We start from the raw sequence: 23,911 nt of genomic DNA, 5'->3' as shown, positions 1-23,911 counted from the left end.
TCGTGGTAAGCAGGGGCTGCCGGCATAGTTTGTATTCGACGTTGAAGGCGCGTTTTAGCTTCCATCGACAGACGCACCACCCCTACGCACCCAGTCGTCGACTTCACTGGTCTGGAACTTCCACAGGCGTCCGATCTTGTGGGCGGGCATGGCCTTCTCGGCAATCCAGCTATAAACGGTGTCTTTGGCGACGCCGAGATGGTCAGCGATATCCTCCGCAGACAGCCACGGCTCCGTCATGAATGCGCCCTTCTGAAATTCTTTACCCGTCAAGCAAACAATACCGGACAAACCCTGTCTCGCTCGGCTTAAACCGCTGAATAACCGTTCATCCCTTGTCTGCGCGACTGCATTAGTTACTTTGAGTGTTGGTTAGGTGGGCGCCCACATAGCCGATGTAGAGCTTCCCCGATCCGTGCACATCATCGAAATAGTGCATCCTTGCGCTGCCCATTCCCGCCCGAGTGAGCCGAAAGTGCGCCTTCATGGCCACGGTCCCATCGGGGGCAACATTTGTCGGCACTTTGAACACACGTTCACAAACGGATCAAAGAGCGCTTGTTCTTCCTTCCGGCTGCCGGACGACTCCCCGTCCTACACCGCGTCCGTCTGGTTCAAGCCCGAACAACTCGGCGCCCGCCAGCCCCTGCTGGAGTCCTCCGGTTCAGGAGCCATTTCGCTGGCACTTGCCGAGGCCGGAAACCTCGCGCACTCCGTTCAAACGGACGGCACGTCGGTGGTCGCCGAGTCCGGAGTCGCGCCCGCCGCAGGCCAGTGGCACCACGCTGCCCTCACCTACGATGCCGCAACCGGCGCATCCCACCTGTACCTTGACGGCAAAGAGATCACGGAGTTCGTCGACCCTCAGGAGGCCGGCACCGGCACCCTTGCCCGGACCGACGGCCTGCATTTGGGCTCCGACCGCGAAGCCGGCCGGTTCTTCCAGGGCGCGCTGGACGACGCCGCGCTGTGGAACCGCGTCCTCACCGGCGACGAGCTGGCCACCATCTGGAACGACGGCGACGGCACGGCGGTGCCTGCCAGCTTCCGCGAGGCCAAAGGCACGCCCGGCTGGTGGGAGCCCCACAAGAACTAAGGCATAACGAACAACGGAGGGCTCCGCCGCGTGAACGGCGCCCTTAAATGGGACCCGTTGCCTCCTGGTACTCTGGATGAAGTGCGTGAATACGTGATCCGTACCGTCGGCGGCACATCGTCGACCCGCGACATCGAAATAATGATTGACCGCCTCGCAAAGGTCGAATCTCTTCAGCCGGATAAGCAGTGGTTGGGATCGTCTGGCATGCAGCGATATGTCGGCTATGAATGCGGCCCTGATTTCGTTGCGTTTGAAAACCCCCACGTGGGTAGCGCCCTGTACGTCTTGAGAGGCGACTGGCAGGACCTCAGCCGCTTGTCGCGTTTGAAACTTATGTCAAGTCGAGAAGGTGAATTCAACCGAATCATTCACACATCAAAGTGGTTCGACCGTCTACGGATTCTTGTCTACGATTACCGCGACAGTAAGTGAATTCAGAGAGAACGCCGCTGACAGTCTGGCTGAATAGGGAGACGGGACTGCGGTTTGTTATCTGTCGGGTGGCCGGCCTAACGAGCTATCTCTCCGGCTGCCGCAAGCAATCGGTCATGAATACTCGCAGCCCACGTCATGATGAACACCTGGTGCCACCGTCAGCAGAAACCCAGGCCGACGCACAGCATTTCATTGGGCGATCTCCACCGCGGCATCTAGGCGCCAGTCATGACCGCAGTGGCGTGTCTGTCAGGAAGGTGAGTTACGTTAGCGGCCGAATTTCCCAGTGGTTCTCTTCGATTCCCACCGGTCCCGTTGATGGGCGCTGCTTTTGCTGTACCCGATGGATTCCATCGCGGTCTTGATCTGTTTCAGCGACAAGCCTGCCAGTGCGCATTCAGCCAACAAGCGTGGCATCATTTCATCGGATTGGCCGTTTTGTCTCAACCGTTGTTTCCGTAGAAAACGACGTCGTCCAACAATTTGCATTGCTCGAACGTAATACCTAGCCAGATGTTGATTTGCGAGCCCTGCGCCTCACCATAGCCTGACAAGGGTTCGTGGCAAGGGTCAGTGCCTGTTACCGAGGCAATTTGCGCCGCCCCTACAGCGTCAGGCTGGAGCAGTATCGCGGTCACAGAGCAAGTTAGTACGATCGCGTGGCCAACGAAAAGTTCCCTCCTTGCATCATAGGCTATGTATGTCTACCGCAGCCGTTTGTCGATCCAGTGAAATGTATGACTCAAGTTCTTAGTCACCGCTCGGTGACTAATATTTCGTTGAGCCAACTCTTTCAGGACTGCCATGTGTGGATGGTTGTTTCCACCATTGGATCCATGTATATTCTTGGCCTCCGTGGTGACAAATCGTAGATTAGGCAACTCGTTCCAGAAATCTACTCCCGAGTCGCTCTGGGATCCATGATGGGGTGCCGAGGCAATACCTACACGGTCTAGCCGCTGTGGAGTGAGTATGCTGACAAGATGCTGGACATCGAGGGTATGAAGCAGCCCCGCATCCCCGGTACCAAGCCAGGCGGGGGCTACGGGCACTGCCCACGGCTGGCCGAGCGGGTCTGCGTTCCAGCCGGCCCTGTGACGGCACCAATCAAATGGGGATACGGGACCCGAATATGCGCAAATCGAGGACATATTTGGATTCGTCCTAGCACCCTTTCTCCGTTGCGCCGAGGTCGTGTTTCGACCGTTCCTCCGGTGCGCATTTAAGGCAGCATTAAAGTCATCCATCAACTCTTTGTCACCCCGTATCGTAAGGATGTCTTGAACTGTGGCTGCTCTTACTCCGTGTCCAATCAAAGATTCCACGCGGGCGCGAACTTCGGCGGCAGCTACATTTGTCGATTCAAGGACGTATGGCCGTACTTCCCAGAGAGCTGTGGCTCCAGCGTGGCCGGTCGCGCTGCTTCTCCTTGTAAAACTTCCTTGAACATTGCCTGTTTGGACCACGATCCCGCCGCGTGGTGAATCGGCCACTGTGAGGCCAACGGGCTCGAAGGTTCTTTCAGGATCGTCCACGGGCTCGGGAGGCTCGTGACCAATCTGTTCAGTAGTAGGACCGAGCCGAGAGATCTGCGCATTCGGAAACAGTTCGACCAACACCCGTTCCGGATCCAGTAGCAGCTGCGGATACCCCAATCCAAGGGAGCTGGGTGCCGTTGCTGCGAAAATCACCGCAGTCAGCGAATCCAGTTGGGGAACCCAGACCCGTTTTACGCTGTGTCCTGCGCTTCTCAGATTGCTGGCCAAATACTCTAGGCCGTTGACATGATCCAGATCGAAGTGGGAAATCACCAACAAATCGATGTCCTCATGCCTAGTTAGACAGAGCAAATACTGTTTGATTGCTTCTTTTAACGTTTGAGTTGGCTGTTTACCGTTCGATGAACCGCAATCGTAGATCAGGTTCAGTGTCCCCGCTGGGATTCGGTTCTGTAGATTGGTGCGCTCATAGCTGATGAACTCAACGCGCTGTGTGAAGAATCCGCCGTGACCAACCCCCCATTGGTTTAGTTCATTTTCATAAGACCCAGTCCACATATTTCCCCCACCTGTCCAAGATTTCATGGAGTATTAGCGCCTCACGATTCCGCCGAACTGAAATCATACTAGCGGGCGCTTCTTCGCTAAAAGAGACCGACGGCTCCTACGCAGTCCCACTCAAGCCCGACGCCCGCGAAGAGTCTGACGAGGACAGCAACGTGACCCTGCGACTGACGATCAACGGCGTCGACTGACCTACCCCATTCGGACCACATGCTTTGCAGGTCTTCAAAATTGGATGACCGGATCACATACTGGGTTGACGAGACCGCTTGCGTCACGAGGCGGCCGAAATGCTGGACACGTCAACGCAGGAGTCCCTCATGAACGGCAAAGACAAATCGCAGTCAATCATGCGGCGGAAGCCGATCGATGAAATCGAGGAAGAGAACAAGCACAGCGGCCTGCACAAGTCCCTCGGACTGTGGCAACTGACAGCTATCGGTGTCGGCGGCATCATCGGCGTCGGTATCTTCTCCCTGGCCGGACTGGTGGCCCACGGCAGCGATACCGAGCCCGGCGTCGGCCCAGCGGTCCTATTCTCCTTCCTGATCGCGGGCCTGGCATCCGCGGCCGCCGCCCTGTCCTATGCCGAGTTCGCCGGCATGATCCCGCGCGCCGGATCCGCCTACACCTATGGCTACGTGGCCCTCGGGGAGATCATTGGCTGGTTCATCGGCTGGGACCTGTTGCTCGAATACATCGCCATCGTGGCGGTCGTGGCCATCGGCATCTCCGGCTACTTCGACGCCTTCCTCGCCGGGATCGGCATCGACCTGCCCGACTGGGCAGCCTCCACCGCCGACGAGGGCAGGGGCGGCATCGTCAACATCCCTGCCATCGTCGTCTGCGTCCTGGTGACGTGGATCCTCTCCCGCGGCACCCGCACCTTCGGGCGCTTCGAACTGGTGGCCGTCGCCATCAAGGTCATCCTGATCCTTTTCATCATCGGCCTGGGCATCTTCTACATCAACACTGGGAACTACAACCCGTTCATGCCCAGCGGATTCGGACCCGTCGTCGCCGGAGCCGCGACGGTGTTCTTCGCGGTCTTCGGCTACGACGCCATGAGCACCGCGGCCGAGGAGTCCACCGACGGCAAGAAGCACATGCCCAAGGCCATCATCCTCTCCCTCATCATCGCCATGCTCCTCTACGTCGCGGCTACGCTGGTGCTCACCGGAATGCAGAACTACCGGGACATCGACCCGACAGCCGGATTCGCCTCCGCGTTCAACGGCGTGGGGCTTCCGGTCATCGCCACGATCATTTCCGTGTTCGCGGTCCTGTCCATCCTCACCGTGATGCTGACCTTCCTGCTGGGAGTGACCCGCGTCTGGTTCTCCATGAGCCGCGACGGGCTCCTGCCGGGCTGGTTCGCCAAGACCGACCGCCACGGCACACCGCAGCGCGTCACCTGGATCGCCGGCATCGCCTCCGCGTTCCTGGCCGGCGTCTTCCCGATCAAGGCCGTCGCGGACCTGACCAACATCGGCATCCTGGCCGCCTTCGTGGTGGTCTGCCTCGCCGTCATCATCTTCCGCTACAAGAAGCCCGACGCCCACCGCACCTTTCGGCTCCCCTTTATGCCGGTGGTCCCTGCATTCGGAGTGCTGGCCTCAGGGTTCCTGATGCTGCAGCTGCACTGGGAGACGTGGCTGCGGTTCGGGGTCTGGCTGGTCGTCGGCCTGGCCATCTACTTCTTCTACGGCCGTAAGCACTCGCTCATGAACCCGGACAGCCCGCGCCACGACGAACGAGTGGTGCTGCCGCACGGGGAAACCTAGGCCTCAGTGGAGCATCCCTTCAATCGATCCCCCACCGCGCATCTGAAGACCAAAAATCTGACAGTTAAATACCGTCACTTTCCGTACCCGCCCGATCGACCCCACATGTTTTCGGGGCTGTGCAGGCGAGTCCCGGGCATCGGTTTTTCGGCACTCCCCCGTCAGAATGCCGCCCTTGACGGTTATGCCACTGCCTCGGCCAACGGATTCCATGTCCAACTCGGTGCACCGTTCCCCGAAGATTGGTGATCGGCAGGTTCCTGGTGGGTCTCGCCGATGGCCTCGGTGACGACGTCTGCCAGAAGCCCGTTTCGTTCGTAGGACTTCCGCTGCCTGTCGGCCCCTGTTCCGTTGCCGAGGACCCTGTCAAGTGCTTCCACGACGTAGGCCGCGTCCCCTGACTCGTCCAGCGCATCCCGGACATGGTCGTGGAGTGCCGAGATGACGTGTCGTGCGGTGTCCGGCCTGTGGCTTACGGGGTGGAGCAGTTCGCCGCGGACGCCCCACCGGCTGGCCATCCAGACCCCTTGCCGCAAGACGATGGCCGGAACCCTGTCAGGTTCCACCCCGGCATTCCACTCCCGGGCAGCTGTCTCCACCAAGGCCCGCACCAGGGCTGCGATCAGAACGGTATCCCTGGGATCAAGGCAAACATCGGACACCCGGATCTCGACGGTGGGGTGCCGGGCGGAGAGACGGGCGTCAAAATCCGGGTTGATGACCACCCCGGTGGCCGAGATGTCCGCCACCAGCGCGTGGTAGGCCCACGCCGACCCAAAGACCTCCATCGGCCCGGCCGAGGACCACCGATTCCAGGCCTGCGTGCGGTAACTGGCGTAGCCGCTGTCCTGGCCGTTCCAGAACGGGGAATTCGAACTCAACGCCATAAGCGAGGGCAGCCAAGACCTGATGCGATCCAGGACGGCCACGCCCTCCTCGTCCGAGCCGACTGACACGTGGACATGGAGTCCACAGGTCAGCTGCTCGCGAGCCGTGAGGGCATACTTCTCCACCAGTGCGTCATAGCGTTCGTTCCTGGTGGGATGGGGCGAGACCGCCAGCGGAGAGGTGGCCAGTGCGACGATCCTCGCACCCGTTTTTCGGGCGAGCGCGTCGGCGTAGGCGCGGCCGTCCAGGATCTCCGTGGCCAGACCCTCCAGGGTGCTGTGCGGGTGCGTGATGACCTCGATCTGTTCCTGGTGCAGCTCCGCGGACAGCATCTGCCGGGAGGAAGAGCCGGTCGCCCGCGAGCTTGCGCCGTGGAGGCCCATCACCTCCGCGGACAGGGGTAGCGGGACCCCGTTGACGGGATCCACGATCAGGAATTCTTCTTCAACACCAAAGGTACGCACCTGCTAATTGTGGACTACGCAAGCGACAGCGGATTCCACGCCTAGACGCCTGGACATCTAGCCGTCGCAGGTCCGGTGCCTGGACGACGACATCCTCCAGGTCCGACACAAGTAGTCCCACGCCAAAACTGAGTACACCCGGGGGAAAAACAGGTAGCAAAAACCAAGAATCGAGTATGACCGACCCTGCCGGATGGCCTTCCCCCGCACCTAGAGTCGACATTACCGATTCGGCCCAGGGGGGCCGCATTTTTCCAAGTCCTTGGGGGGACTCAATGCTCAATCCGTCGAATCACTCTGTCTTCACTCGCCGGCTGGCCGCCGCCATCGTCGTGCCCGGCATCCTGACCAGTATGCTGCTCTTCGCTCCATCGGCAACAGCAGCCACCGGTTCCACCGGCGCTGCCGCAGGCATCTGCACGGGGGTGGTGAACCAGTTGGCTCACCGCGGAACCGTGCAAGAGAACCTGCTCAAGGCGTCCGCCAAGAAGAACGCCGACATCATCGCCCGGCTCCAGGGCGAGCGGACGCAATTGCAGGCGAACGCCGACAGCCTGAAGGCCCAGATCGCCGACGCAGAATCAGCCATTGCGGCGCTGGACGCCGAGGGCCTGGACCTCGATGCCCGGCTCAAGACTGCCGGTGAGAACCTCACCGAGCTTGAGGCCGAGCAAGCCGCCGCCAACGATGCCGTTCTCGCCGCGCAAGGTGCGCTCGAGGAGCTGCAGGCGCAAAAGCTGAGCACCGAAAACCAGCTGGCACCGCTGCAGGAAGCGGAAGCGCTGGCCACGGAGGCAGCCGCGCAATTGCAGCGGAGCGCCGAGGACGTCGAGGCCCGGATCGTTGAGAAAAAGGCCCAGATCAGCGCCGCGGAGGTCGAACGAGCAGCACTCGAGGCCGCCGCAACCGCGGCAGCAGAAGCGCTTGCGGTGAAAAACACCGAGATCGCCCAGGCGGAGCGCGAGCTGACGGAACTGTCCGACACGGCAGAGGCTGCCGCAGCCGTCGTTGGCGGCGCACAGCAGGCCGTCAGCGACGCCGAGACCGAACTGCAGAACCTTGAGGGGGCGGGCACCGCCGCCCAGGCGGAAGTCGACGCCCAGCTGGCCAAGATCGGCGACGCCAAATCGACACTGGCCGACGTTCAAGGACGTGCAACCGACGCCGCTGCCGATGTCGCTGCCAAAAACGCCGCGATCTCCGCAGCCACAGCCGACCTGACCGCGCTGCAGACGGCAACGCTGGACGCCGCCGATGCACTCGCGGCCAAGAACGCCGCGATCGACACTGCGCAGGCGGAACTCGATACCTTGCGGTCCGCTGCCGACGGCGCTGCCGCGGCGGTCACGGCCAACAGCAATGAGCTCGCCACCGTGACGGCGGAAATCGCAGCACTCCAACAGCAAGTCACCACGAAGAACGCCGACATCACGGACAAGCAGGCCCAGCTTGCGACGGCGCAGCAGGAGCTCGCGACGCTGGCCGCCAGCAAGACAACGCTGGAAGCCGACATCACAGATCTCACCAAGCAGATCTCGGACCTCAAAGGCAACAGCGACGAGAGGGCTCGACTGCTGGCACTGCGGAAGGCCAAGCAAGACGAACTGGCAGTAGTAAACGCCCAGATCAGCACCAAAAACGCCACGATTGCCGGGTACCAGGGAGACCTGACGACGCTCCAAAACGCCGTCAGCACCCTCAATTCCCAACTCCTGACCAAGCAGCAGGAGAGCAGCGCCCTGCAGCAGCAGGCGGCGCCGCTCCAGGCCTCCCTGACCGCCGCCAATGACGCCGTCTCGACGAAGGCAGCCGAGATCGACGCCCTCAAGGACCAAATCCCCGCCCTCCAGGCGGCCGACACGGCAGCCAGGGGTGCCGTCACCACCAAGTCCGACGAGCTCGCGGAGTTGCAGGGCGGACTGCCCACGCTTGAGGCAGCCGCGGCCGACGCCGCGGCTGCCGTCACGGCGCAGCAGCAGGTCCTGACGGACCTCGAAGCAGCACTGCCGACGCTGACCGAGGGCCTTGCTGCCAGCCAGGAGGCCATCGCCGCGCAGAAGCTAGTCCTCGACGGGCTGAAGGACGATCTGGACGGCGCCACTGCTGCCCACACCGCCGCGCAATCCGCCGTCGACACGAAGGCCGCCGAGCTCCAGGACCTGCAGGACCAGTTGCCGGCCCTCGCGAAGGCTGTACCCGACGCCAACGCCGCGGTGGCTGCGAAGCAAGACGAGATCGCGGCCCTCAATGGCGACATGGACAAGCTGGTGGCTAACCTCACCGGGCTCAACGGCCAGATCGCCACGAAGGAAGCCGAAATTCTCGACCTCCAGACGAGGGTGGCTCCGCTACTGGCGCAGCTGAACGGGCTCAACGGTGAAATCAGCGCCACCGAAACCCAGTTGAAAGACCTTCAGGTTCAGCTGACCAAGCTCGACGTCCAGGTTACGAACGCCCAGGCGGAGCTCAGCACGCTTCAGGCGAAGAAGGGCGCAAACAAGGACGCCATTGCAGCGCAGAAGAAAACCGTCATCGGACTGCAGGATCAGCTCGGCACGGTCCAGAACCAGATCCGGGCCATCGACGGGCAGATAGCGCTCGGGGGCTGCGTCGCCTGATCGAGCGCCCGACAGATCCGTCCCGCGGGGCATCGCCGCCGCGGGAACGGTTCGGACGGGCAGGAAGGGATCGGCCGCCATGGCCGGTCCCTTCCCGCGTGCCCGGCACGGTCGACCATGACAGATTGGGGTGGCCCCGGTAGGACTGCTCTCACGGGGCCACACGTACCGGGGGCCGGTGATCGACACAGGGGTCGGCAAGGTGATATCCACCAGGGCCGGTTCCTGGGCCACCGGCGGGGTTTCCTCGGCGAAGCGCTTTGCCGAAGTAAATGGCCATCGTGGCGGTGGTGGCCATCGGCATCCCCGGTTACTTCCCGGCCTTCCTCGCCGGCATCGGCATCGACCTCCCCGGCTGGGCAGCCTCCCCTGTGGACGAAGGCCGCGGCGCCATCGTCAACATCCCCGCCATCGTCGTCTGCGTCCTGGTGACCTGGATCCTCTCCCGCGGCACCAGTACCTTCGGGCGCTTCGCCAGCTGCACTACGGACCACGAAAATTTGTTAAGAGTCAATCCGATTCTGGCACGTAGGACCCAGCTGGCTTGATGGGGATCCAAACTTCGAGGGGAGTCTCAGGGGCAACTTTCTTTGGGCCATTGTTGACTAAGAGAATACGGCCATCCGGGATATCGCTGACCTCGGTTTTCTCCAGATGTTCGATGGTCTGCGCACGATTTACGGACCGTTACATGAATGCGATGACGTTTCCCTTTAAGTTTTACTTTGCAGAACCGCGTTGGCATAGAACTCGGTGGCGAGTTCTTCGGGTAAGTCGAGGCTCAGCCGCTTTTGCAGTGTTACAACTGCCCTGGGTTTGGCGCAATTGGAACACCGCTTCCTTGGCCAGCTTGATGCCACTGCGATATTTGCGCGGTTCGTGCCAGCCACATGAAACTCGTCATCGAATGCGACGTTGAGTGCGTGGATGAATCCAAGTTGCCCGGTGCTTTCCAAGTCAACCTAAGATAGAGCAATCACTTGAATCTTCCTGGGGGAAACTTGAAGAAATTTACGCGGCTGGCCGCAATCGCCTGCGTTGCAACACTCACCATTGTAGGAGTGGCTCCGCCCGCCCCTGCACTTGCCCGGTCTTTCTGCTACTCGCCGCCTGAAATCCTTTGCGACAACGCTACAACGCTTGATGAACTGAAAATGACGCCTAACCCCCAGTCCGTCACCAGTATTTTCATTCAGGGCGGTGCGATCAATGACTTCAGCGTACTGAAACGCTTCCCCAACCTGACGAGCGTGGGGGCGAACTACGGAAACCACAATGCCAAGTCTCTGGTGGACTCCATTGCCAATCCCATGAAACTTCGGCATCTGACACTTTCCGGTGACATCAAGTCCTTGGACAAGGTCGCGACCATGACCGGCCTGAATGGTCTGATGCTTGCCCCATGGGGCGGGTTGGATTTGCGGCCGCTGACGGCACTGACCGATCTTCGATCACTTAACGTCAGCACGTTCAAGGAAAAATCGATCTCCCGGACGCTCAAGGCCAACAAGCCCTTCCCGGTGCAAACGTTCATCGGTCTCGACGGCAAACGCCTCCTGCCCGATAGCTTCATCGAATGGAACGGCCTGAAGTACCTGGGCAACGGATCCGTTGTTGGTGACACGCCCATGGACGCATTGCTGTACTGGAATGCACCCATCAACCCTGGCCCGCTAACCAAGCTTGAGTCCTCACTGCTGAGCGTCCAGGAAACAGTCCGCATCCAGGATACTGTCCAGCTCACGAACGAGAAGTCCTTCTTCCGTGGCCATGCGGCCGTTGGTCGCTATATCCGGTTCGAGTCGAGACAGAACTACCGGTCTTCATTCCAATGGTTCGCCGCCGGCAAACCCATCAAGGGCGCGACGAGGCAATCATATCGACCCGTCGTATCGGACACCGGAAAAAAGCTGACGCTACAGGTCATCTGGAAGTCTTACCAACCCAAATGGTACCTACCAGCCACCCAGACCTACACGGCCAGCAACAAGGTCACCGGCGCATTTACCGGCGGTTCCACGCCAAGGATCAGCGGAACCAAACGAGTCGGATCAACGCTTACCGCTGTTGCGCCAAGAACCAGCCCCGCGGCAACCAGGACATCCCACCAGTGGCTGAGGGACGGCAAAACCATCAAGGGTGCCACCAAGAAGAAATACATCCTGGCACCTGCGGACCTCGGCAAAAAGATTTCCGTCAAGGTCACCTACAAGCGATCCGGCTACCTGGACCTGCCCAAGTCCAGCTCGGCAACACCCAAGGTGGCCGTCGGAAAGTTCACCGTGACAAAGGCCCCCAAGATTTCTGGCAAGCAGCAAATCCGGAGCACGCTCAAGGCAAGCACGGGAACCTGGTCAGCCAGGCCGACAAAGTACTCCTACCGTTGGCATCGCAACGGCGTCCCCATTTCGAAGGCAACCAAACCCACGTACCAAGTGACCAGTCGCGACCGGGGCAAGGTCCTAAGCGTCAAGGTCACTGGATCCCGGCGCGGCTACACGACCAAGATGGTCTCCAGCACAGTTCGATAAGCAATTGTGATTGCACCAATATTTCACCGAAATATGAAACGGGAATCGGCTTCATTGTCTGCATCGATTTTCCCCTTTGTCTAGTGCAGTGTTCTCATTACAAGTGAGGTAATCGTCATTCTGGCCGCCTTCGTGGTGGTCTGCACGTCCTAGGCATTCCTGCCTTCAGTACAGTCCTGTAATAACTCAGAGAGGCATCACGATGGCCAACAAGACCACCTTTGAACCAGAGGAGACACCGAAGGCTGCCGAGGAAAAGGCGTCCGGGCACCTCCTGAAGCTGGTCGGCAAAGTGATTGACTCGGGTGTCGGTCCACTGACAGGGTCGATTAGCTGGGCAGAAGATCGGCTGGCCCGCGTACAAGGTGCCCGCTACGAGCCCAATGCCGAGCCGACACGGAAAGTCAGGCCGGACGAGCATGACGATATCGAGAAAGCGATCACGAGGCTTATCGTCGAGTCGGTCGAAGCGGCAAGTGTCAACGGTTTCGTGACCGGGCTCGGTGGGTTCATCGCGATGCCAGTAACTGTTCCCGCGAACATGGCAGGCTCACTCGTGATCAATGCACGACTGGCAGCCGCCATCGCGTACCTGCGCGGCTACGACCCCAAGGATCCGCACGTCCGAACGGTGGCCACGCTCATCGCGGTGGGCTCCAACGCACAACAGGTCGCGAAGGTTGTTGGCATCAAGATTGGCGAGAAGGTGGCGATGGAAGCGATCAAGAAAATACCGATCGTGCTGATTCGCGAGATTAACAAGAAGGTCGGCTTCATGCTCTTGGCTAAGTACGGCACGAAGCGTTCTCTCGTTACCTTGGCGAAGGGTCTACCGCTCGTCGGCGGAGTGGTAGGCGGCGCGGTGGACGCGACAATGACCAGCGTTATCGGCCGCACTGCGAGGGCAATGTTTCCCGTCGACTGATCGATTCGATTTCTGGAGGTCACAGCGGTCTAAGCGCCAGTCCATCCGCATTCGGAAGTATTGAACAATGTAGCCGGGGCGAACAAGGCGCTGGTCTGGCGGGAGTTGAGGTCCTCCAGAAAGGACGTGCCGACACTCACTCTTGAAAAAACCTCGACGCGCTCGGCCTTCGTGCCATCAGGTACGGGCTCGCGACTGTCGAGATTATCGTCGGAGGCCAAACATCCGGGACCAATAGGACTAACGTTAACGCCGTCCCTCACCCGGATGACTCTCCGCTGTCAGCCGGGGCAGTACATCGGTGACGTCGTCCGCTGCTGCATATGCAGGGACAGCGAAATTGCCAGCAGCGATCTGTAGCTTGACCTGCTCAAGATCCTCCTGGAGCTGGCCAACGGTGGCACGGTACTTTTCGAAGTCCGTTTTTCGGCGCCGATCCCGGATGAAACTGATAATGGCCGCGATAACCGCCAGTGGGAACGACGCCAGCAGAGCCCAGCCGGACGTGGCAAGGAATTCCAGCGCTACGGGAAGTGCCTGCTTAAATGCCAGGAACTCATTCACGCCGCCGACCACTGACTGCAATGCGGAATCCAGGGGGACCAAATACTCCCCCACGACAGGCGTTCCGGAAAGCTCCGGAGCGCTCAGCGGCGGTTCTCCCCCGGCAGACCAGCGCGAATCACTGACATTGGTCAAAACGTAGATCCCGGCACCGGCATTGAGTGCTGCGAAAAGCATGACGGAACCAACAGCGGTCCAATGTAAACTGCGCCAGCGCACGAGGCCCACTACAAACATGAAGCCTGCGGCGATCCCCCAGGAATACGTATGGAGTTGATCAAGGCTCATGCTGCCCAGTACTTCCATTGAGTTCCCCACCCCTCGCCGTTGGAATCAAGGCTTGCTCCAATTCAAAACGAGCCTATCCCAGCCATCCTCGGAATGCCGCGGAGGTTACTGGCGCAGAGCCCTGAAATCGTCATGTGAGAAGGCAATCATTGCAGGGCTTCGAGACCGTCCCGTCCGCTGCTGACGCGATCATGTGTATGCAGAAGATTGAACGATTCGTCAACGCTCCATCCAGTATCCGACAGCCGGATTTGAGTGGCTTCCAACGTTCATGACGGCGTCCATCGGGCGGAAGTCCATGCGGGACGCTGGCCAGTGGTCACGTACACGCCTAGGGTGGGCAATGGACGAAAGGAGCACTTCATGAAGAAAATCCTCATGGTACTTACCAGCGTTTCCGAGATCGGCGATACGGGAGAGAAGACCGGCTACAACGTGGCCGAGGCTGCGCACCCCTGGAAGGTCTTCAAGGATTCCGGGCACTTCGTCGACTTCGCGTCCATCCAGGGCGGCCAGCCCCCGCGCGACACGGTGGACCCGGAAGATCCCATTCAGGTTGCCTTCACGGAGGACGAGACCACCCGGGCCGGCCTCTACAACACGGCCCGCGTCGACGTGGTTGACCCCGGCCAATACGACGCGGTGTACCTCGTGGGAGGCCACGGCACCATGTGGGACTTCCCTGACAGCGATGGCCTGCAGAACCTGGTGTCCAGCATCTACAACACCGGCGGCGTGGTCGGCGCTGTCTGCCACGGACCGGCGGGCCTGTTAAACGTGGAACTGGCCAACGGGTTCCGCCTTGTCGAGGACCGGCGGGTCGCTGCCTTCACCAACGACGAGGAAGTTGCCGTCGGGAAGGACAAGGTCATCCCGTTCTTCCTGGCCGACCGGCTGGCTGAACAGGGCGCCACCCATGTACCCGCGGAAAACTTCACGGAGAACGTCGTAGTGGACGAACGTCTGGTGACCGGCCAGAACCCCGCCTCCGCGGCACGCGTGGCCAAGGAAATGGAGAAGCTTCTGGCGGAGGTCATCCACCAGGAGAAGGCCGAGGAGCATGACGAGGCCGAGGCTCTGCGTGCCGAGAAGGACGCGGAGAAGGCCGCCAAGAAGGCAGCCGAAGCCCACACCGAGCACTGACGCCACCAACGCATGAAAATGGATGGCCGCCCCAGGAACGGGGCGGCCATCCGGGCGTCGTTTCCTCCACGATCAAAATCGACTCCCCTTTCAGTCCCGGGACGGGGGGTGACAGCAGCGGCATGATCCTTAGGGCGGACTCACTGGCATGGATGCAACTGAAGCGATAACCACCCAAAGCTCCACCATTGAGGAATGGACGAGGGCATTGGAGGAGGCCACCGGCTCGCCGGGCGGGGGTGCCGGAGCCGGGGTCATGCTGGGAATCGCAGCGTCGTTGATTTCAATGGTTGCCGGCTACAGCACCGTCGATGAACCGGAGCTTGCGGAACTTGGCCGCATTCGATCAGAGGCCCAGGCACTGCGGAAGTCTGCACTCCAATTGGCCGACTCTGACGCGGCAGCATCCCGGGCCTTCGGAGCGGCTTTTCGCCAGGAGCCTGGTCCCGAGCGTGATGCGGCCATAGCCCGGGCTTCCGTTGACGCTGCCACGGCATCCGCCGTGCTCGGCCAACACGCACAGCAAGCCATCGAGCCTCTGGCGTGGCTCGCCGTCAACGGGAATCCCGCGCTCATCGCCGATGTCGTCGTTGCGTTCGGCGCGCTCAGGGCCACGGTGGCCGGCGCGCGCACCAATGTCAGTTACGACCTCGCTGCCCTGACCTCCGGTGGCAGCACCTTGGATCAGGTCCGTGAACAGCATCCGGTCCTCTGGAAAACCGTCGGCGACTTCAGCACGGCGCTGGACCGCATCGATGTCCTCACGTCGGAGATCGACCACCGTGCCGCTCCGACCGACGGCGTGGAACATCGAGCGAGCTCCGACGTCCAGGCGCGGGTGACGGACAAGACGGATTCGTGACGCCCCCGTGGCATCAGCAATTTCAAACCGTCCTGGCACCTGCGTACGATTTGGGTTTCAGGCATGTGGTTAGCTGCATGCCACTCGCACGTTCCATTGGGGGAATACATATGCTCAAGTCAGTACTGCGCCGAGGCACCGGCCTCGGCATCGCCGCAGCGTTTGCCGTCGGCCTGCTCGCGACGGCCACGCCGGCACAGGCCAGCGAACGTCCCATCGACATCACCGGCTACAAGGTCGCGAACATCACCGTTTCAGACTCGAACTGCCGGAACCTCACCGTCACGGCCTCCACCAAGGTCAAGTCGGACTTTGTCGATTCCTTCGGGTCGGTTGATGTCACCCGAAATGGTGGATTGGTCACGATGCTCTGGTTTGAAGGGCGCAAGATCACCGATCGTGCCATGATTTGCCCGTCGTTCCAGGGCCTTGGCACCTACAAGGTGGGGTCTGCCGACCTCAATGCGGAGTACAAGTACTACGACAGCTACTTCGAGGACTACATGTCCGACTACAGCTCGTATACCGACAACACCAGCAAGAAGTTCTACGTCCGCGGAAAGGCCAAGAGCACACTGACCGCCAAGCGTTCGGGCTCCAAGGTCACCCTGACGGCCAAGGCCACAGTCTACGCACCGGACAAGTACCGCTACACGCAGTACAACGCAAAGGGCGCCAAGCTACAGGTGAAGTCCGGCAAGACGTGGAAGACCCTCAAGACTGTCAACCTGTCCAAGGGCAAGGCCACTGTCACCATCAAGCAGTCGAGGAAGAAGACCTACCGCTTGCATGTCCCGACCGCCACGTGGGCATCGTCAACGACCACGAAGAGCGTCTCGAAGTAGTTTGTTCGTTCGCGGGTCCGGGAACCCCGGTTCCCGGACCCGCGGCGCATGGCCCCACGTTTCCGGTATGGTCGCCCACTTCAGTACAAACAAATTCACCGGTTCCCTTGAGGGGAACCGGTGAATTCTTCGTTAAGGGCACGGCCCAGTCTTCATGTCTTCGACAGCACTCGTTGGTCCGGCGCGCACGTCTGGCCCGAAACGATGCCCTGGCATTCCCCTGGGCGCTATCCGCCGTCTTGCAGCATCCTGGTTCGGCCACCTCGCCTTCACCTCGCGGCAAACTACAGTCTGCCTGGCCCGCGTAGTCTCCCCTAGCGGCAGATCCCGATATCGGTCCGCGCCTTCCACTCCACCCTGCGCTTCGCGGGACCCGCGATTTCTTCCTAAGGAGTTCACTCTTGTGTGACAACCATCCGCACCACGCCCAGCCTGCAACAGACGCCTTGCTCGTCGAAAGCGCGGACCGAGAACTCGCAGGCTTCGGCACCAGCCGGCGCGTCGTACTCGCCGCCGGCGCGGCTCTGCTCGGGGCAGCGGCCTGGGGCACGGCGCAAGCAAGTCCCGCCCATGCGAAGTCATTGGGCTACGGCGCCGGGGCCAAGCGCAACGACCCGAAGCTGACCTGGCTGGTCGGCGACCACCACGTCCATACCCAATACAGCCACGACGCCAAGTACAAGATCACGCAGCAACTCGACGCCGCCCGCCGCTACGGGGTGGACTGGCTGGCGTTCACCGAGCACAGCAACTTCGGGCATGCCAACAACGGCGGCGCCGTAAACGCCAACCGTGAAATCGCCGCGCAGCGCGCGTCGCGTGACGACATCCTGATCTTCCAGGGCATCGAGTGGTACATCCCCGCCGCCGAACACTGCTCGGTGCTGGTGGTGCCGGGCCCCAACGAGGTAGAGGTTCTCCGGACCTTCGAGTTGGTGTGGGACGGCAAGCTCAACGGCTGGGAAAAGCCCGGCAGCGCGGCGGAGACCGCCCTGTGGGAAGCCAAGGCACGGCAGGCCATCGCCTGGATGGGCGAGCAACGCCGCAGCGGCTATATCGAGGACGCGGTCATCCTGGCGAACCATCCCATGCGCCTGGGCATTGACTCGCCCCACGAGTTGCGCGGGTGGCGCGACGCCGACCCGGAGATCATGATCGGCATGGAAGGCGCCCCGGGTGCCCAGGGTTCGGGTGTCGGCACCAACGGCGGCCCTGGCGACCAGCGCGGCGAATACACCAACCGTCCCCGCCCCGATTCATGGCCGGGCTACCGGGAAGACCAGTACCTCACCTACGGCGGCTTCGACTGGGTCACGGCAACGGTGGGCGGCGTCTGGGACTCGATGCTGGCCGAGGGCAAGCCCTTCTTCATCACCAGCAACTCGGACAACCACCTCACGGTCCGCGACACCCAACGGATCGGCGACTACCCGCAGACCGAGCCCTACACCTCGCTGGACAGCGAGTTCGAGAAGTGGTCGGTTGAGGGCAAGCGCCCGGACCCGGTGGAAACCGGAGTCCCGCAGGGCGGTTCGGACTACTGGCCCGGCCAGTTCAGCCGCACCCACACCGGCGTCACCGGCCGCGGCTACGCGGAGGTCCTCGAGGCCATGCGCCAGGGCCGCATGTGGGTGGACCACGGGCACCTGTTCGCCGGCCTGGACGTGCGCGTCAAGCCGGTGGGCTTCGCCGGGCCCGGCGTGACGCTCGGAGCACGGACCGCGGTGAACCGCGGCACCGATCTCGAGGTCTCCATCACGGTGACGACCACCGACTATGCCAACGCCGCAGGCATCGTCCCGAACCTCGCTTTCCTCGATATCATCGGCGGGCCCGTGACGGGCCCGGTGGCCGACCCCGACGAGCTGCGGGCGCCGCAGACCCGGGTCCTGCACGCGTTCAACACCACCGGACGCCGCGGCACCTTCACCCTGCGCCACGTGTTCAAGGACGTCCAGGAATCCTTCTACGTGCGCTTCCGCGGCGGGGACGGCAAGCGGACCGGGGCTGGCTACCACGGCTCCGCAATCGACCTGCACGGTCCCCAGGCGCATGGGAACAATCCCGGAGACGCGGATCCCTGGGCCGACACCTGGTTCTACGCAAACCCCGTGCTCGTCGAGGTCCGCTAGGACAGTCTGCCGACCCGGGAATTGGACCGTCGCGCATGGTCCGGTCCCCGGGTCGGCGGTGCCCCGGCGGCGGGTGCCGCCGCGGGGTGCGAGGGCCTGAACGTCAGGAATCAAATCCCAGTCCCAGCGCGTCCATGGCCTTGAGCCAGAGTCCGCGCTTTCCTCCGTTCCGGTCTGAGCGGGCCAGCTCGTAGCGCGTGAGGTTGATCCCCGCCGCACACACCGGTTCGGGCGGGAACGGGACCGCCCGGCGCCTCACCATTTCAAGCCTGGTCCGCTCCGTGTCTCGGCCATCAAGCAGATCCAACATGGTGTCGGCGGCAAAACGGCTGGCCCCCACGCCAAGCCCCGTATGCCCGAGGACATAGGCGACGCGCTTCCCGAAGGCGGTCCCGTACTCCGCGCTGAACCGCGTCGAGGTGTCGATGACCCCGCCCCAGGCATGGCTGAATGACACATCGAGCTGCGGGAAGGTCTCGAAGAACTGCTCCGCGAGTTTCCGGAAGGTCTCGGGGCGGTTCTCCAACTCGGTGGATATGCGCCGGCCGTAGTGGTAGATCGCGTCGTAGCCGCCCCAGAGGATTCTCCCGTCCGCGGTCACCCGCGAGTAGTGGAACTGGTTAGCGGAGTCGGTCAATCCCTCACGCGAACGCCAGCCGATCGTTTCGAACTGCTCGTCTGTAAGCGGCCGCGTGGCCAAGGCGTAGTCGTAGACCGGCACCGTGGTCATCCTGTTGCGGAGCAACAAAGAGGGGAACGCGCTGGTGGCCAGCAGGACCTTGCCCGCCGCGATGCTCCCTGCCGGGGTGCGCACGCGCATCCCCGCCCCGTCGGTCTCCAGTTTCTGGGCCGGCGTGTGTTCGAAGAACACCACACCCTGCCGCGCCAGCGAGTCGCGCATTTCCATCGCCAACTTGTACGGTTCCACCAGACACGTGCCGACCGGGTCCAGGACCCCGCCGATGAACGTCGGCGAATCAATGCGGGCCCGGGTCTGCTCCGCATCGAGCAATTCCAGCGGCCGACCGTATTCCTTGGCCGTGGCAACCGACGCGGCAAGTTCCTCCAGTTGGTGCGGTGCCGTGGCAACCTGGAGCTTGCCCGCCTTGCGGAAGCCCCCGTCGATGCCGGCAGCCCGAAGGTCCTCGGCGAATCCCTGCAGGTTCTCCAAACCCAGGCGTTCGAGTCTCCCGGCCTCTCCCGGCCATCGGGCCAGGGCGTTGGCCAGGCCGTGGGTCACGCTGTAGGAAACGAACCCCCCGTTGCGGCCCGAGGCTTCCCTGCCAATTTCCCGAGCGTCCACGACGGTGATCGACCAATCCGGGTGGCGTGCCCGGGCGCGCAACGCGGCCCAGAGGCCGCCGAAACCGGCCCCGACGATGAGCAGGTCGCACTCGTGGGTGCCGACGAGGACGTTGGCGGGTTTGCGTTCGAATCCGTCGAACCACACCGCGGAGTTGACCGCGCCGGCCAACGAGTCTTCAACCGCGCTGCTGGTCATGTTCCGGCTGGTCATGGGAAAGCCAGCAATCCGTTGCGCTCATCCGACTCGCGTGCCGCCTCGCTGCGCTCCGAGGCCGGCCCGAAGCCGCCCCCTCCGGCGGTCTCAACGCGCACGATGGTTCCGGGCTGCAGCGTGGTTGAGGTCTTGGTTTTCACCATGGTTTCGGTGCCGTCCGGGGAGATAAGCGTGATTCTCGTCGGCTGGCCGGAGCTTCCCCCGGAGGCACCCGTCGGCGCAAAACCCGCCTTCGTTTGTTCCGCGTAGAAGGTGGCCCGCTGCGGGTGCTCAAGGATCTCGTATTCGCGGCGCAGCCCCAGTCCGCCGTTGAACCTGCCGGTTCCCTGGGATCCGGGGACAAACTCGTTGCGCAGGATCCTGATGCGGTAGTTCGTTTCCACGACCTCGGCCGGCATGACACCCACGTTCGACATGTAGGTGTCCACCCCGTCGAGTCCGTCGGCCTCGCCGGTGGCACCGGTGCCGCCGCCCACCACGTCGGCCATGACGGCGGGGCGTCCGGTGACCGGAGAGGTGCTGCCCACGTTCATGCAGAAGAAGCTGACGGTGCTGCTGCCCACGGCTGCCTCGGGCCACATGTCGGTCAGCGCACGTATCAACGTGTCCGCAAAGCGCTGGCAGGTGTTGTGGCGGATGGACACCGCTGCCGGGGCCATCGGGTTGAGCACCGAGCCCAACGGAGCGTTGATGTCCACGGCGCGCAACAATCCGTCGTTGGACCCCAGGTCGGGGGCGACCACGGCACGCACCGCATAGACGATGCCGGCGCGGGCGCTGGCCCAGGGCACGTTCATCGCGCCGCGGACCTGGGCGCTGGAGCCGGAGAGGTCGATATGCAGGGTGTCACCGACCTTGCTGACCTTCGCGTGGATACGGGTGGGCGGGCCGTCCAGGCCGTCGTCGTCGAGGAAGCCCTCGGCCTCGCCTTCGCCGTCGGGCAGGTCCAGCAGGGCGTTGCGGACCGCGAGCTCGACCACGTCGAGGTTCCGGCGCATCACGGAGCTGACCACGGCCAGGCTGTACTGCCCGGCGAGTTCGTTAAGTCGCTGGTATCCCAGCACACACGCGGCGCGCTGGGCGCGCAGGTCGCTGACGGTGCTTAGCGGGTCACGGATGTTGTCGGTGATGATGGAGATGACGTCGGGGTTCTCGACCCCGGCGATGGACAATCGCACCGGCGGCAGGATCAGGCCCTCGGCGAAGATGTCCTCCAGCTCCGGCCCCTCGCTACCCGGGTTCACGCCGCCGACGTCGATATGGTGGGCGGCGGTCCCGCTCCATCCCGAAAGGATCCCGTCAACGTAGATCGGGGTCACCACGTTGACATCCGGGAGGTGCATGGCGCCCAGGAACGGGTGGTTGCAGATAAAGGCGTCGCCGTCGCTGATGCGCCCGTCCCAGCGCTCGATGATGGCCTTGACCACCAGGGACATGGCGCCAAGTTGTGCGGGGATGTAGTCGGCCTGGGCGACCAGGTCGCCGTCGGCGGTGAACAGGGCGCAGGAGAAGTCGTCCATGTCGCGGATGATCGGGCTGTAGCTGGAGCGTTTGAGGACGACGCCCATTTCCTCGGCGATGGAGGTCAGCGCCGAGGAAAGCACCTCAAAGGTCACGGTGTCTACGTCCGGCTCGTGGGCGGTGGCGGTGTGCTCGGTCAATGTGGTCATGATTAGTTATCCTCCGTGATGATGATGTCTCCGTTGGCCGTGACGCGGCCGGACTGCCCCGCGAGCAAGACGGTGGTCGCGTCCATTTGCTGAATGATGGCCGGTCCGGCCAAGGTGTTGCCGGGCTGGAGCTTGGCCCGGTCGTAAATGGTTGTCGACCTCTCCCCCGTGCCGGGCAGGTGGACGCTGCGGCGGCCGACGATGGCGGCGTCGGCAGGGCCCGCGGTGCCGGCGGCCCGGGCTGGCTGCGCCACACGGTCGAAGCCGCCGGTCACGGCCAGGCGCACCGTGACGATTTCCACGGTTTCCTGTTCCGAGCTGTGCCCGTACAGTTCCCGGTGCAGCGGGTGGAAGCGCTCGGCGATCAGTTCCAGGTCCTGCACTGACGTGCCGTCCAGAGGCACGTTGAGCTCGTAGCCCTGTCCCAGGTAGCGGCAGTCGACGGTGACCGAGGCCTGCACGCTGCCGGGCGCTGCGCCGTCTTCGATGACCTGCCGGACCAGCTCGTCCCGGCGTTCGGCAAGCCACCGGGAGACGGGCGGCAGGGCTTCCGCGCCGAATGGGCGCAGCAGGGTCTGCGAGTCGTCGATGCGCAGGCCCGCGGCCAGCAGGCCGTCGGCGGAGTAGAGCCCCGGCTGGTGGGGAACCACGACGCTGGACAGGCCCAGGTGGCGCAGCAGCAGGCCGGCATGCAGCGGCCCGGCCCCGCCGAAGGGGAAGAGCGAGAATTCGCGCGGATCCAGGCCCCGTTCGACGCTGACCTTGCGCACGGCCCGGACCATGTGGGCCATGGCGATGGCCAGGATGGCCTCCGCAGCCTCGATGACACCCATGCCCAGCTGGTCGCCGATGTCCCGCACGGCCTTTTCGGCCGCAGCGTAATCGAGCCTCAGGTCCCCGGCCAGCGCGCCGGATCCCAGCGTTCCCAGCACAACGTGGGCGTCGGTCAGTGTTGCCGCGGTGCCGCCGCGGCCATAGCTTGCCGGCCCCGGGACCGCCTTGGCCGACTGCGGGCCCACGCGCAGTCGCTTGGTCCGGTCCACCCAGGCGATGCTGCCGCCGCCGGCGCCGATGGTGTGGATGTCCACCGTCGGTGCGATCAGCGTGTGGTCCTGGACTTCCTGCCTGCTCGTATAGGGGGCCTGCGAACCCCGCACCAGACACACGTCGACGCTGGTTCCGCCCATGTCGAGGCTGATGACGTTGGGCAGCCCGTGCTCGGCGGCGCCGCGCAACAGACCGGAGACTCCGCCAGCGGGCCCGGAAAGGATCAGGCGGTGGGCCTGGCCGGCAGCGCGCCCGGCCGGAACGCAGCCGCCGTTGGACTGCATGACCTGGAACGGCGCCAAGACCCCGCCGGAGGCCAGGGAACCGGCGGCCCTTTCGAGATAGTCCCCGACGACGGGTCGAAGGGCCGCATTGATCACCGTGGTGGCGGTGCGCGGGTATTCACGGAACTCTCGGGCCACCTGGCTCGAAATGGTCACGGGGGTGTGCGGGAAGCGCTGTGCGAGGGCCGCCAGCAGCATGTCCTCGTGGACGGGGTTCAGGTAGCTAAAGAGGAGGCTGACGGCGATGGCTTCCGGTGCCAGTGCCTCGATCTTTTCCAGCACGACGTCGATGTCGTCCTGCTGCAGGGCGGTCACCACCGAGCCATTGCTGGCAATTCGCTCATTGACTTCGAAACGCGCGTGCCGTTCGACCAGTTCGTTGGGGCGTTCCGGTTTCAAGCTGTAAACCTGCGGGCGGCTTCCCTGGCGGTAGGCCATGACATCCCGAAAACCGCGGGTGGTGATCAGTGCGACGCGCGCCAGGTTTCCGGTCAAGGTGGCATTGGTGGCCACGGTGGTGCCGTGGCAGACCAGTTTGACCTCGTCTAGGTCCATGCCCTGTGCCGCGAGTTCGGCAACGGCGTTGGTCAGCCCTCGGGACGGGTCATCCGGGGTTGAAGCCGTCTTGGTGACCAGCGTGCGGCCATCGTTGGCGTGGGCAATGGCGTCCGTAAATGTTCCGCCGGCGTCGATGCTGACGATCCATTGGGCGAGCGATGTCATGGTGTTCCTTTGGTTGTGCGTGGAGCG

The 23,911-nt window shown here is 62.9% G+C and carries 17 protein-coding genes and 1 pseudogene; 11 read left to right on the top strand and 7 right to left on the bottom strand.

Annotated elements, in window-relative coordinates; all coding sequences use genetic code 11:
• Positions 1-54: 54 nt before the first annotated feature.
• Complete coding sequence (locus tag AC6CHY_RS06010) at positions 55-240, bottom strand: helix-turn-helix domain-containing protein (protein WP_498226038.1); 186 nt, start codon at positions 238-240, stop codon at positions 55-57.
• A gap of 175 nt (positions 241-415) precedes the next feature.
• Between AC6CHY_RS06010 and AC6CHY_RS06005 the strand changes: the two genes are divergently transcribed.
• Both AC6CHY_RS06005 and AC6CHY_RS06000 read left to right on the top strand, forming a co-directional pair.
• A complete protein-coding gene (locus tag AC6CHY_RS06005) occupies positions 416-1,096 on the top strand; it encodes a LamG domain-containing protein (RefSeq protein WP_498226037.1) in 681 nt (226 codons plus the stop codon).
• A 30-nt stretch (positions 1,097-1,126) separates the two neighbouring features.
• The gene (locus tag AC6CHY_RS06000; protein WP_498226036.1) at positions 1,127-1,531 is read left to right on the top strand and encodes a hypothetical protein; all 405 of its coding nucleotides are present in this window, start codon (positions 1,127-1,129) and stop codon (positions 1,529-1,531) included.
• Positions 1,532-2,238: 707 nt separating this feature from the next.
• Here the strand turns inward: AC6CHY_RS06000 and AC6CHY_RS05995 are convergent.
• Positions 2,239-3,618 carry a hypothetical protein gene (locus AC6CHY_RS05995; protein WP_498226035.1) on the bottom strand — a complete coding sequence of 460 codons (1,380 nt, stop codon included), beginning with the start codon at positions 3,616-3,618 and terminating at the stop codon, positions 2,239-2,241.
• Between the two features lie 299 nt (positions 3,619-3,917).
• Here AC6CHY_RS05995 and AC6CHY_RS05990 point away from each other — a divergent pair, with 299 nt between their 5' ends.
• On the top strand, positions 3,918-5,381 hold the full coding sequence (locus AC6CHY_RS05990; RefSeq protein WP_498226033.1) for an amino acid permease: 1,464 nt from the start codon (positions 3,918-3,920) through the stop codon (positions 5,379-5,381).
• Between the two features lie 182 nt (positions 5,382-5,563).
• On the opposite strand, the gene AC6CHY_RS05985 is transcribed toward AC6CHY_RS05990, so the two are convergent.
• Positions 5,564-6,733 carry a glutamate--cysteine ligase gene (locus AC6CHY_RS05985; protein WP_498226031.1) on the bottom strand — a complete coding sequence of 390 codons (1,170 nt, stop codon included), beginning with the start codon at positions 6,731-6,733 and terminating at the stop codon, positions 5,564-5,566.
• Between the two features lie 353 nt (positions 6,734-7,086).
• Between AC6CHY_RS05985 and AC6CHY_RS05980 the strand changes: the two genes are divergently transcribed.
• The 4 genes and pseudogenes from AC6CHY_RS05980 (at position 7,087) to AC6CHY_RS05965 (ending at position 12,807) form a co-directional block, all read left to right on the top strand.
• Positions 7,087-9,351, top strand: coding sequence for a coiled-coil domain-containing protein (locus AC6CHY_RS05980; protein WP_498226030.1), 2,265 nt, complete (start codon positions 7,087-7,089; stop codon positions 9,349-9,351).
• A 272-nt stretch (positions 9,352-9,623) separates the two neighbouring features.
• Positions 9,624-9,824 (top strand): annotated as a pseudogene (locus AC6CHY_RS05975) (amino acid permease); the annotation flags it as partial.
• A gap of 528 nt (positions 9,825-10,352) precedes the next feature.
• The gene (locus AC6CHY_RS05970; RefSeq protein WP_498226028.1) at positions 10,353-11,882 is read left to right on the top strand and encodes a hypothetical protein; all 1,530 of its coding nucleotides are present in this window, start codon (positions 10,353-10,355) and stop codon (positions 11,880-11,882) included.
• A gap of 202 nt (positions 11,883-12,084) precedes the next feature.
• Positions 12,085-12,807, top strand: a complete 723-nt coding sequence (locus tag AC6CHY_RS05965) for an EcsC family protein (RefSeq protein ID WP_498226027.1) — start codon at positions 12,085-12,087, stop codon at positions 12,805-12,807.
• 246 nt (positions 12,808-13,053) lie between these two features.
• On the opposite strand, the gene AC6CHY_RS05960 is transcribed toward AC6CHY_RS05965, so the two are convergent.
• Complete coding sequence (locus tag AC6CHY_RS05960) at positions 13,054-13,659, bottom strand: hypothetical protein (RefSeq protein WP_498226025.1); 606 nt, start codon at positions 13,657-13,659, stop codon at positions 13,054-13,056.
• Between the two features lie 363 nt (positions 13,660-14,022).
• Here AC6CHY_RS05960 and AC6CHY_RS05955 point away from each other — a divergent pair, with 363 nt between their 5' ends.
• The 4 genes from AC6CHY_RS05955 (at position 14,023) to AC6CHY_RS05940 (ending at position 18,641) form a co-directional block, all read left to right on the top strand.
• Positions 14,023-14,802 (top strand): type 1 glutamine amidotransferase domain-containing protein, encoded by a 780-nt coding sequence (locus tag AC6CHY_RS05955; protein WP_498226023.1) that lies wholly within the window; start codon positions 14,023-14,025, stop codon positions 14,800-14,802.
• Positions 14,803-14,950: 148 nt separating this feature from the next.
• A complete protein-coding gene (locus tag AC6CHY_RS05950; protein ID WP_498226021.1) occupies positions 14,951-15,664 on the top strand; it encodes a cyclodeaminase/cyclohydrolase family protein in 714 nt (237 codons plus the stop codon).
• Positions 15,665-15,774: 110 nt separating this feature from the next.
• Positions 15,775-16,509 carry a hypothetical protein gene (locus tag AC6CHY_RS05945; RefSeq protein WP_498226020.1) on the top strand — a complete coding sequence of 245 codons (735 nt, stop codon included), beginning with the start codon at positions 15,775-15,777 and terminating at the stop codon, positions 16,507-16,509.
• Between the two features lie 401 nt (positions 16,510-16,910).
• On the top strand, positions 16,911-18,641 hold the full coding sequence (locus AC6CHY_RS05940) for a PHP domain-containing protein (protein WP_498226018.1): 1,731 nt from the start codon (positions 16,911-16,913) through the stop codon (positions 18,639-18,641).
• A 103-nt stretch (positions 18,642-18,744) separates the two neighbouring features.
• Here AC6CHY_RS05940 and AC6CHY_RS05935 read toward each other — a convergent pair whose 3' ends face one another.
• From AC6CHY_RS05935 to AC6CHY_RS05925, 3 genes are read right to left on the bottom strand one after another with little or no spacing between them, the layout of a single operon-like run.
• Positions 18,745-20,157, bottom strand: a complete 1,413-nt coding sequence (locus AC6CHY_RS05935) for an NAD(P)/FAD-dependent oxidoreductase (protein ID WP_498226016.1) — start codon at positions 20,155-20,157, stop codon at positions 18,745-18,747.
• Complete coding sequence (locus tag AC6CHY_RS05930; protein ID WP_498226014.1) at positions 20,154-21,830, bottom strand: hydantoinase B/oxoprolinase family protein; 1,677 nt, start codon at positions 21,828-21,830, stop codon at positions 20,154-20,156. Before AC6CHY_RS05930 ends, AC6CHY_RS05935 begins: the two co-directional genes overlap by 4 nt.
• A 2-nt stretch (positions 21,831-21,832) precedes the next feature.
• The gene (locus AC6CHY_RS05925) at positions 21,833-23,884 is read right to left on the bottom strand and encodes a hydantoinase/oxoprolinase family protein (RefSeq protein ID WP_498226012.1); all 2,052 of its coding nucleotides are present in this window, start codon (positions 23,882-23,884) and stop codon (positions 21,833-21,835) included.
• Between the last annotated feature and the right edge of the window lie 27 nt (positions 23,885-23,911).

Source organism: Paeniglutamicibacter sp. GQ140, assembly GCF_059759235.1.
The sequence above is the reverse complement of the archived record's forward strand: the minus strand, read 5'-3'. Positions and strand labels throughout refer to the sequence as shown.

Coding starts and splice junctions, on each gene's coding strand:
- AC6CHY_RS05965 (WP_498226027.1), top strand. CDS start 12,085: ATGGCCAACAAGACCACCTTTGAACCAGAGGAGACACCGAAGGCTGCC.
- AC6CHY_RS05960 (WP_498226025.1), bottom strand. CDS start 13,659: ATGAGCCTTGATCAACTCCATACGTATTCCTGGGGGATCGCCGCAGGC.
- AC6CHY_RS06010 (WP_498226038.1), bottom strand. CDS start 240: ATGACGGAGCCGTGGCTGTCTGCGGAGGATATCGCTGACCATCTCGGC.
- AC6CHY_RS05925 (WP_498226012.1), bottom strand. CDS start 23,884: ATGACATCGCTCGCCCAATGGATCGTCAGCATCGACGCCGGCGGAACA.
- AC6CHY_RS05935 (WP_498226016.1), bottom strand. CDS start 20,157: ATGACCAGCCGGAACATGACCAGCAGCGCGGTTGAAGACTCGTTGGCC.
- AC6CHY_RS05930 (WP_498226014.1), bottom strand. CDS start 21,830: ATGACCACATTGACCGAGCACACCGCCACCGCCCACGAGCCGGACGTA.
- AC6CHY_RS05980 (WP_498226030.1), top strand. CDS start 7,087: ATGCTGCTCTTCGCTCCATCGGCAACAGCAGCCACCGGTTCCACCGGC.
- AC6CHY_RS05955 (WP_498226023.1), top strand. CDS start 14,023: ATGAAGAAAATCCTCATGGTACTTACCAGCGTTTCCGAGATCGGCGAT.
- AC6CHY_RS05945 (WP_498226020.1), top strand. CDS start 15,775: ATGCTCAAGTCAGTACTGCGCCGAGGCACCGGCCTCGGCATCGCCGCA.
- AC6CHY_RS05995 (WP_498226035.1), bottom strand. CDS start 3,618: ATGAAATCTTGGACAGGTGGGGGAAATATGTGGACTGGGTCTTATGAA.
- AC6CHY_RS05990 (WP_498226033.1), top strand. CDS start 3,918: ATGAACGGCAAAGACAAATCGCAGTCAATCATGCGGCGGAAGCCGATC.
- AC6CHY_RS05950 (WP_498226021.1), top strand. CDS start 14,951: ATGGATGCAACTGAAGCGATAACCACCCAAAGCTCCACCATTGAGGAA.